Below are 13,821 nucleotides of genomic sequence, written 5' to 3' on the forward strand. Positions count from 1 at the left end.
CGGACATTTTTATTATGGTCATAATTGTGGGTGTTATGCAAAAAAGGGGTATACTGGATGTTTCTGGCTGTTTGTTTTATAATGTAAAACAGAATGTGTGCAAACAGAGGGGAGAAAATCATGTATAAATGTTGTATTTTTGATTTAGATGGAACTATATTAAATACCATTGAGTCCATATCGCACAGCATTAGTCTGACGATGGAACATTTTGGTTATAAAACTGTGGATGAGGCTCATACCAAACAGTTTGTAGGAGATGGTTTTAAAAAGCTGGTAGAGAGGGCACTTTTGTTTTCCGGAGATGAAAATCTGGTTCATTATGAAGAAGCCCTGGCCGTATATGAAAAGGTATTTGAGAAAAACTGCCTCTATAAAGTAAGACCTTATGAGGGAATACCGGAGTTCTTATGTTTCTTAAAAGACAAGGGAATAAGGATTGCAGTGCTGACCAACAAAGGCCATGAACGGGCCGTAGAGTGTGTGGAAACCAGTTTTGGTAAGGGATTCTTTGATCTGATCACAGGAGAAGGAGATTTGATCGCCTGTAAACCAGACCCGTCCGGTGCGCTATACACGGCCGGTTATTTTCATGTTTCGCCTTCCCAATGCCTTTACTTCGGAGATACTAACACGGATATGCGAACCGGAATCAATGCAGGAATGGATACGGTTGCTGTAACCTGGGGATTCAGAGACCGGGAAGAACTGGAAACATTTAATCCTAAGTACGTGATTGACCATCCGGAAAAGATAAAACATGTTTTTGAATAAAATTTTAAATTAGAGGAAAATTAAGGAGAGATAAGAATGAGCAGATGATATCGGAGGAACCATGGCTAATTACTTAAAATGGGGATTTATTATGATTGCAGCCATTTGGGCCGCGTTAATTGGAACGATGGTAGGATATGCCTGGAACATTTCCCATATGCCTGAGCGGCTGCCGGAAGTGCCGACACCACCGGTCCAGAACACCAATATAAGCATAGAAACCCAGGAGAAGATGGAAGGCTATTGGACGGTAGCAGTTTTTGGGGTGGATTCCAGAGAAGGCACTCTTGAAAAGGATACCAGATCTGATATGCAGATGGTCTTTAATATAAATCTGGGGACCGGAGAGATCAGGATCGTATCCGTTTACCGCGATACTTATTTAAAGCTGAATCAAAAGGGGCGATATGGTAAGATCAATGATGCATATTTCCTTGGAGGTCCGGCGCAGGCGGTTGAGGCTCTGACAGAGAATCTGGACTTAAGTATTGATGATTACGCGGCCTTTAGCTGGAAAGCGGTTGCAGACGCCATAAATATTCTGGGTGGAATTGATGTGGATATCAGCCGGGAAGAATTCCGGGTGATCAATGGCTTTATTACGGAGACGGTAGAATCCACGGGAATAGGTTCCCATCATTTGAAAAAAGAAGGATTAAATCATCTGGATGGAGTTCAGGCTGTTGCCTATGCAAGGCTTAGAAAGATGGATACGGATTTCAAGCGGACAGAACGGCAGAGAGAAGTTGCCGATCTGGTGCTTAAAAAGGCAAAAGAGGCTGATTTGGGAACATTAAACAGACTGGTCACTGCAGTGCTGCCTCAGATATCCACCAGCATTGGAATGAAAGACATGTTTCCTCTTATTAAGAATGTAAAACGGTTTCATTTGACCGGGACGGAAGGATTTCCCTCTAAATTAAAAGATGTTATGATTGGAAAAAAGGACTGTGTGGTTCCTGTTGATATGGAAGCAAATGTTAAGCGTCTTCATCAGTTCTTATTCGATGAAGAAGATTACCAGCCGTCTGAGGCGGTACGGGAGATAGGCAGACAGATTAAAATAAAGTCAGGGAAATAAAAATATATTTTTTAACTACAATGAGCGGATTGCGGAATATCCTATCAATGAGAAATAATACTTGACATTAAGGAGGCAATTCCATGCTATTGTGGCTTTCTGCCAATGGGGCGACGATTATCATTACACTCATTCTTATCATTCTGGTGGTTTTAGCCGGAAGGAAGATAAGGAAAAGAAAAGGAAACTGCGGGTGCGGTCATTGCGGCTGCGGCTGTGATAATTGTTATTTTAAAAACGTACCGGAGCAGTCAGAAAATAAAAAGGAATAGGGAAAACATGAATATCCGGAGACGTATGAAGCTTCGGATATTTTGCTGTATCAAAAGGCGGAATCCTGTTTTTGCCTGGATATTTTCCGGGTATTTATTAAGCTGATAATTTTTGGGTATTATGTGTAAGGAAACTATAGGGGCTTTGCTTGACTTATGCTTCAGTTTGTGACACAATAAGTAGTTGTAGTTTCTTGTTAATCTCTGGAAAGAAATGAGGTATGTGTTGGTATGACGAAGATTGATATTATCTCCGGCTTCCTTGGAGCCGGAAAGACAACTTTTATTAAGAAGTTATTACAGGAAGCCATTGCCGGTGAGCAGGTTGTCCTGATTGAGAATGAATTTGGCGAAATCGGTATTGACGGCGGTTTTTTAAAAGATGCCGGTATTGAGATACGGGAGATGAATTCCGGTTGTATCTGCTGTTCTCTTGTAGGCGATTTTGGAAAGTCTCTGGAGGAAGTTCTTACAAAATATCATCCGGACCGGGTGATTATTGAACCATCAGGGGTAGGAAAATTATCTGATGTTATGAAGGCTGTTGTTGATGTGGCTTCAGAGCTGGAGGTGGTTTTAAACAGTGCAGTTACCATCGTAGATGCCCAGAAGTGTAAGATGTACCGCAAGAATTTTGGTGAGTTTTTTAACAACCAGATCGAGAATGCGGGAACCGTAGTCTTAAGCCGTACAGATATTGCTCCGGCGGATAAAGTAGACCTGGCTGTTGAAATTATAAGGGAATTGAATCCAAATGCTTCTGTTATAACAACTCCTTGTGAGCAGCTGAGCGGAAAGCAGCTTTTGGAGATCATTGAGAAACCCGATACAATGGTCGAAGATCTTTTAAAAGAGGTGAAGGCCCATCACCACGATCATGAAGAAGGCTGTGGCTGCCACCATCACCATGATCACGAAGAGGAAGAATGCGGCTGCGGCGGTCATCATCATCATGACCACGACCATCACCATCATCACGACCATGAGGAAGACGGCCACCATGAGCATCACCATCACGACCATGGGGAAGACGGCCACCACGAGCATCACCATCACCATGACGGAAGCTGCAGCTGCGGCGGGGATCATGACCATGATCATCATGCGGAGGAAGTATTTACCAGCTGGGGTCTTGAACATGTGAATCCAATGAAAAGGGAAGACCTGGATAATATCCTTGATGAGCTGGCATATGGAGACAGCTTTGGAGATGTATTACGTGCCAAAGGCATGGTTCCTGGAGAAGAAAAAGGGGAATGGCTTTACTTTGATCTGGTGCCGGAACAGTATGAGATCCGCAGCGGATCACCGGAATATACGGGGAAGGTCTGCGTGATCGGAGCTGATTTAAAGGAAGAGGAACTGGTAAAAGCCTTTAAACGATAAGCAGAATGGAGGAAATAATGAGTAACACCGATACAATGGAAGACGATTTTTTGCCGGTATTCCTGATCAATGGATTTTTGGAGTCCGGAAAGACCCAGTTTCTCCAGTTTACCATGGAGCAGGACTATTTTAAAGCAGAAGGGAAGACGCTGCTGATCGTCTGTGAAGAGGGCGAAAACGAATATGATTCAGAGCTTCTTAAACGCAACCATACGGAAACCGTATTAATTGACAGCATGGAGGAGATGACTCCGGACAGGCTGGTGGAGCTGGAGCTTCTTCATAATCCGGAACGGGTTTTGATCGAATGGAACGGTATGTGGAATCTGGATGACTTAAAACTGCCGGATGACTGGAAGATCTATCAGCAGATCACGCTGATTGATATGACAACCTTTGATCTGTATTCTGCCAATATGAAGCCGCTGCTTTATTCCATGGTCCGCAATTCAGAGATGATTATCTGCAACCGCTGCGATGGTATTGAGGATTTGTCCGGCTACCGCCGTACACTCAAGGCCATGTGTCCAAGGGGAGAAATCGTATTTGAGGATTCTGAGGGAGAAGTCAATGAGATTGCAGAGGAAGATCTGCCTTACGATCTTAATGAAGAGGTGGTGAAGATTTCTCCCCAGGCCTATGGGATCTGGTATATTGACTGTATGGAAAGAAAGGACCGTTACGAAGGTAAGACCGTAGAGTTTACGGCAATGGTCTTAAAGACTCCGGATTTCCCTAAGAATTACTTTGTGCCCGGCCGAATGGCAATGACCTGCTGTGAAGATGATATGACTTTTTTAGGGTTTGTTACGAAATCCCGGGAAGCGAAAGATCTTGAGACGAAACAGTGGGTAAAGGTCAAAGCCAGAATTGCATATGAATTCTGGAAGGATTATGAAGGAGAAGGCCCGGTGCTCTATGCAGATTCCGTGGAACCTGCCCAGCCTGTCAAAGGGTTTGTCCAATTCTAATTAAACAGAAATCATGGATATAAAAATACGTCTTGATTCAGGCTGCAAAGGCTTGAATCAAGACGTATTTTTGTTCTTTCTAGGTTAATTGTACAGACTGTTGTTGCAGGTCCTTAATCTGGCTGAAAAACTACATCGGAGGAACCGGCGTTGGTCTTTCCGGGTCAAAGACGTCGGGGACATTCATAAGGTCTTTTAAGCTGTCGGGATAATAATACATCCGGTATCCGTCAAGATTCCTTCTGGCCTGCCGGAAGTAGTCGGTGCCCATCTGCATCCAGGTAGTCTTACTGGCATCCACATTACAGAAATAGCGGAAGCCCAGAGATTTTAAATAAGTAAAGCGTTCGTTGTCATCGGTATAAGGCGTCCAGCTTCCGATATCGCTTCCAAAGGGGAAAAGAATGATATCTGTGGGACCGATTAAAGTTCCTACGTTTCGCGCCCACTTGTCACAATCGGTTTTAAAATGTTCCATGGAGATAGCACCCATATTCCGGTGCCCCCAGCTGTGGGAAGCCAGTTCCCAGCCGTGATCTTTTAATGCCTGGGCAACTGCGGCTGCCTGCCTGCGGTCCTCTTCATAGTTTGGATTGGTGTCTTTGTATGCTTCATCGGTCCGGTATCCAAAGATGCCGTTATAGCCGGTGAGGGCCAGGATTCCTCTTGCACCCTTATAAGAAAAACCGGGATGAGTTTTAATGAAAGATTCAAGAATGGGAACCAGGTCGTAATCTCCGACTGCAACACTGCCGTCATCCATCTCCATCTCGCAGGTGGGATAGCCGTCCTCTCCTATGATGATGCGGGAGGCAAAGCCGTCCCCTTTCATGTACTCGTAATAGCATACGTCATCCTGGGAAAGAACGAAGGCTTTTTTTCCTTCAGGAAGCATAATATCCCCGTATGTAAATTTAGGATTGCCGTTTTCATCTGTGGTCTCGTAGGCCAGGTCATGAAGCTTTACCAAAACATATCCACGGTCATACATGGACTGCATGATCTTTAAAAATTCAGACTTTGTTGTCATCATCTGGTTGTAGCCGGCCTGTTTCTTATCTCCGTCAAAGGCTTTGGAATTATCCATAATCAGAGAATGGAAAAAAACATGGGTCACATCCTGGGGATTGATGCGCACCAGAGCGGCTTTTGCTGTTTCATAGCCGGCAATGGCTGATGTGATCTCATCTCTTGCAGCAACACTTGCATCGGATTTTAAAAGACTGATGGCTCCGTCATAATCGTATTGGGAGGCAAGTGCTTCCGCTTTAGAAAGTAAAGCGAGTACAGGATCCTCTTCGGAAGGCTCCCTGGGTGCATCCTGATTTTCTGAGGAAGGACCTGCTACAGAGGAATCGGCAGGTATGACTTTGTTTCCAAACCTTTTATTGACCGCAATGCTGCATAAAACCAGTATTGCGAGAATTAACATAATAAAGAATGCAATGATTATCAGGTGAAGTGTGCGGTTTCGGCCTCTGGCAAAGTGCCGTTCACGGAAATTGTTTAGTTTCATAGTTTAGCCCCTTAATCTTGTTATATTAGGTTGCTACCAAATGATTGCAGCATTTCCTGTACAAGTATAACATACTTTATTTGAAGATGAAATGGAAAGCGGGCAAATTTTTTTGGAAAAAATGGCATATGGATGTGAAATGCTCCCATACAATGGTACAAAGGAATTTTCAGGGGATGGTATATCGCATGAGGAAAGTTACGGCATTTGTTTTAAGCTGTTTCCTGCTGTTTTTCAGTTTATGCGTTCCGGCAGCAGGGCAGGAGCCGGATATAGCAGTAGCCTCGGACATGATTGTACAGGCAGAACAGGCCAGGGAAGCAAATGCAGAGTCTGCAGAGTCCGGCCCGGGTATCCAGGCGCCAAGTGCTGTTTTGATGGAGGCATCTACCGGGCAGGTCATCTTTGAGAAAAATGCGGATGAAAAGAAAAGTCCGGCCAGTATTACAAAGATCATGACACTGATACTTATTTTTGATGCGCTGGATTCCGGTAAAATCAAGCTTACTGATGAGGTTGTGACCAGCGCACATGCAAAGTCCATGGGCGGCTCTCAGGTCTTTTTGGAAGAGGGAGAGATACAGACGGTGGAGACCCTGATCAAGTGTATTGTTGTTGCATCAGGAAATGACGCATCTGTGGCCATGGCAGAGTACATAGCAGGTACAGAAGATGAATTTGTAAAAATGATGAATGAGCGGGCGGCGGCTCTGGGAATGACCAACACCAATTTTGAAGACTGCTGCGGTCTGACGGAATCACCGACCCATGTAACCACAGCCAGAGACATTGCCATTATGTCAAGAGAGCTGATTAATAAGTATCCTCAGATTCATAATTACTCCACCATCTGGATGGAGAACATCACCCATGTAACAAAACAGGGGACAAAGGAATTTGGCCTTTCCAATACCAATAAACTTTTAAAAATGGCTACCAATTTCAAGGTAACCGGATTAAAGACCGGATCCACTTCCATTGCAAAATACTGCCTGTCAGCCACAGCAGAAAAGGATGGGGTCCGTCTGATTGCCTCCATTATGGCGGCGCCGGACTACAAAGCCAGATTTGCCGATGCCCAGACCCTTTTAAATTATGGATACGCCAATTGCAAGCTCTATGAGGATAAAGAAATGCTTCCGCTTCCGGATATGGTGGTGGATAACGGTGTAGAGGAAGTGGTTCCCTTAAAATACGGAGGCTCCTTCTCTTATTTAAGTCTTAAGGGGGAAGATTTTACTGCCATCGAAAAAACACTGGATCTGGTTCCTTCCCTTCCGGCACCGGTGGAAGAGGGTCAGCCTGCCGGTAATCTTGTGTATACTCTGAGTGGTAAGAAGATCGGTGAGGTTCCGGTTTATACAGCCGGGGCCGTAAGGGAAGCAAAATTCCTTGATTATCTGAAACGGCTTTTGAGAGCCTTTAATCTTTAAGTTGATAACAGGAAGCGCCCCGTCAGAACGATGGTTCTGGTATGGCGCTTCTTTCCTTATGCAAAAATATTGACAAAAAGTTCGAGAAAGTATAAGATTAAATATAAATATTGCACAAAATACAGGAACGATAAATGGGAGGATAGCAGGTGGGGAATGGGCTGTTGGCTCTTTGGTATGGAATGACCTTGAAAAAGAAGCTGTATGTGATTATCGGAAGTGTGGGAATGATCATGGGTGCGTCTATCTTTATCAACTTAAGAGTGGTATATGTATTTATTGATAGAGCAAGGAACATTATGGATGACAATCTGTCGTGCTATAAATTCCAGGAGTCCATGCAAAAAGAAAGTGAAATGTTTGCCCGCCTTATGGCTGGCGATACAGCAGAAAACCGGACGGCATACCAGTTTGCCTGCCGGGAGACCAGAGGACATTTAAACGGACTTCCTTATGATTATAATCAGATTGGAGAGGAGCGGTTTGGAGTCACCTGGAACATTATCAATGGATATGAAACCTATGAAAAGCAGCGGGAAAAAGTCATATCCATGAGTTCCAAAGAGAAGGATTATATAAAGGAGCTATATAAGACCTACAGCATGCAGAAATATCTGGACATTTATGCCACCCGGCTGACGAAGATCGTTTTAATGGATGGTAACGCTTACTATGAAATTCAGATCTCTGCACTGAAGCGGATGCCCTATCTTCTGGTTGCAATCAGCCTTACGGCTTTTCTGGTCCTGGTGATTCTTCTTCGCTTTATTACAGGCAGCATTGTAAAGACCATGGTGCAGCTGGCAACGGTTTCCGGAAGAATTGAAAAAAATGATTTTTCTGCTCCTGATGTGCGCTGGGATGGGACGGACGAGATCGGACAGCTGGTAAAAGCCTTTAACAAAATGAAACGCTCCACGGAGAATTATGTGCTGGCGGCAGAAGAGAAAAGACAGATGGAAGAAAAACTGTACCGTCACGAACTGGAACGGGCGGATCTGGAAAAGCGTTTTTCCATGGCACAGCTGCAGCTGATCAAAAGTCAGCTGAATCCGCATTTTTTGTTCAATACTCTGAATATGATGACACGGATGGCTCAGATGGAGGAAGCGCCGGTGACAGAGGAAATGCTGGTAGCTGTTGGGAACCTTCTTCGTTACAGCCTTCGTACCTCCAACACCTTTGAACCCCTTGAGCAGGAGCTTAAGGTGGTACGCGATTATATGTACATTCAGCAGATGCGCTTTGGAGACCGTTTTCATTGCGAAATCACCTGTGACAAGGACTTATATCAGGAGGAAATACCTGTTTTTATGCTGCAGCCGCTGGTGGAGAATGCAGTCATTCACGGCATATCAGAAAAGGAAAATGGAGGCAGCATCCATGTGAGCATTAAAAAACCAGGGGAGTTTTTGTGGATATCGGTATCTGATACGGGAAAGGGAATGGATCCGGTAAAGCTGGAAAGCATACGCAATGCCATGGAAACAAAAGGGACAGGACTTGGGATCGGTCTTGGAAATATATACAGGAGAATTTCTGCTTATTACGAATATGGCAGGGTAACCATTGACAGCATAGAAAACGCAGGGACAGTGGTAGAAATCGAATTTGGCCGGAAGAAGGTGTAATACGGGAATGTATCGGTTGATGATTGTGGAAGATGAAATGATTGAACGCATCGTGCTTAAAAAGATGGTACAAAAGAAATTCGGAGAAAGCTGCCATGTTTTTGAGGCACAGAATGGAAAGGAAGCGGTAGATATTTTCCGGCGCGAAAAAATCCAGGTGGTGATTTTAGATATAGGTATGCCGGGGCTTAATGGAATTCAGGCGGCAGAAATCATGCGAAAGGAAGATATGCATTGCTGTCTGATATTTTTAACTGCTTACGACCGGTTTGACTATGCAAGGAAAGCCATTTCCATCAAGGCCATGGAGTATTTACTGAAACCTTACTCCCAGAAGGAGATTCTAAACGTTGTGGAAGAAGCCCTGCGGATTACCGGTGAACGGAGTCAGCCGCCCGTTGCGCCTAAAGAAATCCAGGCGGACAGATACATACCTGCCGGGGAGGAAGAACCGGACTACAGCGGCAGCCGGCTGTCTGTGATGACATCCATGGTGGAGGAATATATCCGGTCTCATTTTATGCAGGAAATTTCCATGAATGAAATTGCCCGCGCCATCGGATACTCTGAACCTTATTTCTGTAAGATATTCAAGCAGCAGTTTGGACAAAGCTTTACTTCCTATCTGATGGAATACAGAGTCAATGAGGCAAAAAAGTTTTTAGAACAGCCGAATGTAATCGTAAAGGAGGTAGGAGCCAGAGTCGGTTACACGGATTCCAATTACTTTACAAAGGTCTTCAAGCGTCTGGAAGGGGTGAATCCCTCTGAGTACAGAATGACCAGACTTAAAGAACTTCAATCTTGAATTGATTGTAAAAACGTCTGTTATTGTAGCACGACAGACGTTTTTTTTGTGGCCATTCACTAAAAAAGATAAAATTTTACTAGGGATGATAAAATGTTACGATAGAATCCGGAGTTGCATACCGGTATAATTAACTCAAACACAGAGGCGTTGTGTAACAAGCAGAGAGGAGGATGAGGGATGGAACAGGAATTGTTTCGAATGGAAGGAATCAGCAAAAGCTTTCCCGGGGTCAAGGCTCTCGATAAAGTAAAACTGTCGGTCTATAAAGGAGAGGTTTTAGGACTTGTAGGAGAGAACGGAGCCGGAAAATCTACATTGATGAAGATTCTCTCGGGAGTGTATCAGGCAGATGAAGGAGAGATTTTTATTGAAGGAAACAAAGTGGTGATTGACTCAGTTGCCAAAGCACATGAGCTTGGAGTCAGTATTATTATGCAGGAGCTGAATATGTGCGGGCATTTAAGCGTTGCAGATAATATCTTTATTGGCAGGGCTCATAAAAAAGGGATTTTTATTGATGACAGCAAGATGCATGAGGAAGCTAAGAAAATCTTAGATGATCTGGGAATTGATATCAATACTTATGTACAGGTGGGAAGTTTAAGCATTGCTCAGCAGCAGATGGTGGAAATTGCCAAAGCAATCAGTTTTCATTCAAAAATACTGGTTCTAGACGAACCGACGGCTACGCTGACGGAAAAAGAAATCGAGCAGCTTTTTGGAATCATCAGGCGGTTAAAGGAAAAGGGCGTGGGAATGGTTTATATTTCCCACCGTATGGCCGAGTTAAATCAGATCTGCCAGCGAGTGACGATTATACGTGATGGCCAGTACATAGGCACCAGAAGGCTGAATGAGATCACCATGGATGAACTGGTGAATATGATCGTCGGCCGTTCTCTGGAAGATAAGTATCCCAAACATAAACGGACCATTGGAGATATCGTATTGGAAGCCAGGAATGTACGGAGAGGGACAAAGGTCAATGCGGATTACCTGTATGTGAGAAAGGGAGAAATTCTTGGGATTTCCGGTCTTGTGGGAGCAGGCAGGACAGAGCTTATGCGGTGCATCTTCGGTGCGGATCAGCCGGATTCCATGGAACTGTACATGGAAGGGAAACCCATTAAGGTCAATTCGGTGATTCAGGCCATCAGACATGGAATAGGATATGCAACAGAGGACCGGAAAAGGGATGGCCTGGCTCTGGGGCTGGATATAAAATATAACACCAATATGGCCCATCTTCCAAGCATTACCCGTTTTGGATTTATCAATGATAAGGCAGGACTTGAAAATGCGGAAAAGTATGTAAAGCGCATGCGGACGAAAACACCAAGTGTCCATCAGCTCTGCAGGAATTTATCGGGAGGAAACCAGCAGAAGGTGGTTCTGGCAAAATGGCTGTGCAATGACGTAAAGGTGCTGATCGTTGATGAACCTACCAGAGGCATCGATGTAGGTGCCAAGTATGAAGTATATGAGCTGTTTAACCAGCTCAGTGATCAAGGAGTATCAATCATCATGATTTCCTCTGAATTGCCGGAGATTTTGGGTATGAGTGACCGGATTCTGGTTATTCATCAGGGAGAGATCAATGGGGAACTGGACGCGAAAACTGCCACACAGGAAGAGATTTTATATCTGGCGGCAGGTTATAACAAACTGGAAGGAAAGCCGGCGCCCACGTTATCGGGTGTAGGAAATAGAAAGGGAGAGTAAGGATGGCAAACTTAAAAGCAAAGGGACAGGAAAAGAAAGGAGCCTCGTTTGGCAGGCTGGATGCAGCTACCCGGCGTGCAATTTATTCATTGGGAATCCTGATCGGACTGTTTGTGCTGTTTTCGGTTCTTCAGCCGGCGAAATTTCTTGCTCCGGCCAATTTACAGAATCTTTTGCAGCAGATCGTAACTTATACCATCATTGGCTGCGGACTGACATTTTGCCTTGTATGCGGGGGGAATGACTTATCGGCTGGTGCTTCCATGGCACTGTCAGGTATTATAATGGTGGCGCTTCTGATGCAGGGGCTTCCGCTTATGGTCTGTATCGTACTGTGCCTGATCATGGGAATACTTACCGGTGTTATGAACGGATTTTTTATTGAGATTCTTGGGGTGGTGCCTTTCGTCGCAACTCTGGCGACCCAATGGGTCTACCGGGGGATGGCTAACGTTTTGGTAAACGGTGCACCGCTTTATACAACCAATATTCCTTCTCAGGAGGTCCAGAAACAGTTTTATGTACTCGGCGGAGGGAGAATCGGAGGAAACGGGCTTCCATACAGTGTAATCATTACTCTGGTATATGCACTGATTCTTGGAGTTGTACTTGCAAAAATGCGTATCGGACGTCAGATCTATGCCTGTGGTTCTAACCTGGAGGCAGCAAAGCTTTCCGGAATCAATGCGGTAAAAACCCGTATGTTTGCTTATTGTATCTCTGGCTTATCGGCAGCAATCTGTGGGATTTTGGTAGCTTCCCGTCTTTCCAGCGCACAGCCGACGGCAGGAAACGGTTATGAAATGGAAGCGATTGCAGCTTCCGTATTGGGCGGAATCTCTATCTTAGGCGGAGAAGGGACCATCTTAAATACGGTAATCGGAGCGTTGATGATGGGTGTAATCCGGAACGGATTGAACTTAAATGGGGTCAATTCTTTCTGGCAGCAGGTAATTGTAGGTGTAATCCTGTTGATTGCAGTTGCATCTCAGACCGCAAAAAAGAGCGGTGATTTAGGGGCAATCAAGCGTTTTTTCGGCTTGGTAAAATAAAAATTATGTCATTTAATATTCAGGAGGAAAGAACCATGAGAAAAGTAACAGCAGTTTTGCTGGCAGCAGCCATGGTAGTTACCGGTCTGGCTGGCTGTTCCAGCCAATCGTCAGGCGGTGCGGCAGCAACCGCTGCGGCAGAGAGCACCGGCAAGGAAACAGCGCCGGAAAAGTCTGAAGCTGCAAAAACAGATGCAAAGGCAGAGAAGAAAGATGGAGAAAAAACGATTTATGTAATCGTTAAGGTGCTGGGAAACCAGTACTGGAGCGTTCTTCAGGCAGGAGCAGAGCAGGCTGGACGGGAATTGGGCTGCAACGTGGTTGTAGTAGGAACCGCTTTGGAATCTGACATTGAAGGCCAGCTTACCCTTTTGCAGAACGCAGTATCTGCGCAGGCAGATGGAATCGTAATTGCACCTCTTGACAGTGTATCTCTTGATGCACCCATTACAGAGGCTAATAATTCCGGTATTCCTGTAGTGCTTGTGGATACGGTAATTAAAAGTGACAATTACGGCGCCGCTCTTCTTACCAACAATGTGGAAGCGGGAAAAACAGCTGCAGAGGAACTGATCCGCAGATTGAAGGACAGAGGAATTGCAGAGACCGAAGAGGCTCAGATTGCCATTCAGGTTGGTTCCACTGGTTCACAGACCATCAATGACCGTGTAAAAGGCTTTAACGAGTACTGGGATGCCAATGCACCGCAGAGCTGGAAGGTTTTAAATAACGATATCAAGGTAAATGACGGTGATATCAGTAAGGCAGTAGGATTCTGCCAGGATTTTATTACGACCTATCCAAACTTAAAAGCAGTATTTGGCCCTAATAACGGTTCCACCGTTGGTTTCGTAACCGGTATTACGGAATCCAACCGCACCGATATTTCCATGGTAGGATTCGATTTCTCCGCTGAGATCGAAACCATGATCCGCAGCGGTCAGTACGATGTCGCATCTGTTGTACAGCGTCAGTTCTATATGGGATATGACGGTGTCAGGACAGCCCTTGAGATGTCTGATGGCGGTACCGTAAAAGAAAAGACCATAGATACAGGTGTAATTCTGGTAGATAAAACCAATGTGGATGATCCGGAAGTTCAGGCTATCATCAATCCGTAATAAAAACTATAGTTCAAACGCTTCCTCTGTGCCCAGGGGAGGCGTTTTGGG

General features: G+C 44.9%; 12 protein-coding genes. 11 read left to right on the forward strand and 1 reads right to left on the reverse strand.

What is annotated here, in order from left to right; genetic code table 11:
- Positions 1-120: 120 nt before the first annotated feature.
- From ACLTWA_RS11895 to ACLTWA_RS11915, 5 genes are all read left to right on the forward strand, one after another.
- Positions 121-774: an HAD family hydrolase gene (locus ACLTWA_RS11895; protein ID WP_412327961.1), complete on the forward strand. Its 654-nt coding sequence runs from the start codon at positions 121-123 to the stop codon at positions 772-774.
- 61 nt (positions 775-835) lie between these two features.
- On the forward strand, positions 836-1,855 hold the full coding sequence (locus ACLTWA_RS11900) for an LCP family protein (RefSeq protein WP_412327963.1): 1,020 nt from the start codon (positions 836-838) through the stop codon (positions 1,853-1,855).
- Positions 1,856-1,938: 83 nt separating this feature from the next.
- The gene (locus ACLTWA_RS11905; protein WP_412327964.1) at positions 1,939-2,127 is read left to right on the forward strand and encodes a FeoB-associated Cys-rich membrane protein; all 189 of its coding nucleotides are present in this window, start codon (positions 1,939-1,941) and stop codon (positions 2,125-2,127) included.
- Between the two features lie 231 nt (positions 2,128-2,358).
- Complete coding sequence (locus ACLTWA_RS11910) at positions 2,359-3,513, forward strand: CobW family GTP-binding protein (protein ID WP_412327966.1); 1,155 nt, start codon at positions 2,359-2,361, stop codon at positions 3,511-3,513.
- 17 nt (positions 3,514-3,530) lie between these two features.
- Positions 3,531-4,484 (forward strand): GTP-binding protein, encoded by a 954-nt coding sequence (locus ACLTWA_RS11915; protein ID WP_412327968.1) that lies wholly within the window; start codon positions 3,531-3,533, stop codon positions 4,482-4,484.
- Positions 4,485-4,614: 130 nt separating this feature from the next.
- On the opposite strand, the gene ACLTWA_RS11920 is transcribed toward ACLTWA_RS11915, so the two are convergent.
- Positions 4,615-6,000, reverse strand: coding sequence for a polysaccharide deacetylase (locus ACLTWA_RS11920; protein WP_412327969.1), 1,386 nt, complete (start codon positions 5,998-6,000; stop codon positions 4,615-4,617).
- Positions 6,001-6,188: 188 nt separating this feature from the next.
- On the opposite strand from ACLTWA_RS11920, the gene ACLTWA_RS11925 reads away from it, so the two are divergent.
- From ACLTWA_RS11925 to ACLTWA_RS11950, 6 genes are all read left to right on the forward strand, one after another.
- Positions 6,189-7,433 (forward strand): D-alanyl-D-alanine carboxypeptidase family protein, encoded by a 1,245-nt coding sequence (locus ACLTWA_RS11925; protein ID WP_412327970.1) that lies wholly within the window; start codon positions 6,189-6,191, stop codon positions 7,431-7,433.
- A gap of 149 nt (positions 7,434-7,582) precedes the next feature.
- A complete protein-coding gene (locus tag ACLTWA_RS11930; protein WP_412327971.1) occupies positions 7,583-9,064 on the forward strand; it encodes a sensor histidine kinase in 1,482 nt (493 codons plus the stop codon).
- Positions 9,065-9,071: 7 nt separating this feature from the next.
- Positions 9,072-9,872 carry a response regulator transcription factor gene (locus ACLTWA_RS11935; RefSeq protein WP_412327972.1) on the forward strand — a complete coding sequence of 267 codons (801 nt, stop codon included), beginning with the start codon at positions 9,072-9,074 and terminating at the stop codon, positions 9,870-9,872.
- Positions 9,873-10,052: 180 nt separating this feature from the next.
- The gene (locus ACLTWA_RS11940) at positions 10,053-11,597 is read left to right on the forward strand and encodes a sugar ABC transporter ATP-binding protein (protein WP_412327973.1); all 1,545 of its coding nucleotides are present in this window, start codon (positions 10,053-10,055) and stop codon (positions 11,595-11,597) included.
- A gap of 2 nt (positions 11,598-11,599) precedes the next feature.
- Complete coding sequence (locus tag ACLTWA_RS11945) at positions 11,600-12,649, forward strand: ABC transporter permease (protein ID WP_412327974.1); 1,050 nt, start codon at positions 11,600-11,602, stop codon at positions 12,647-12,649.
- Positions 12,650-12,684: 35 nt separating this feature from the next.
- Positions 12,685-13,770 (forward strand): ABC transporter substrate-binding protein, encoded by a 1,086-nt coding sequence (locus ACLTWA_RS11950; RefSeq protein WP_412327975.1) that lies wholly within the window; start codon positions 12,685-12,687, stop codon positions 13,768-13,770.
- The last annotated feature ends 51 nt before the right edge of the window (positions 13,771-13,821 follow it).

Source organism: Lacrimispora sp. (assembly GCF_046972725.1).
Taxonomy (GTDB): domain Bacteria; phylum Bacillota; class Clostridia; order Lachnospirales; family Lachnospiraceae; genus Lacrimispora.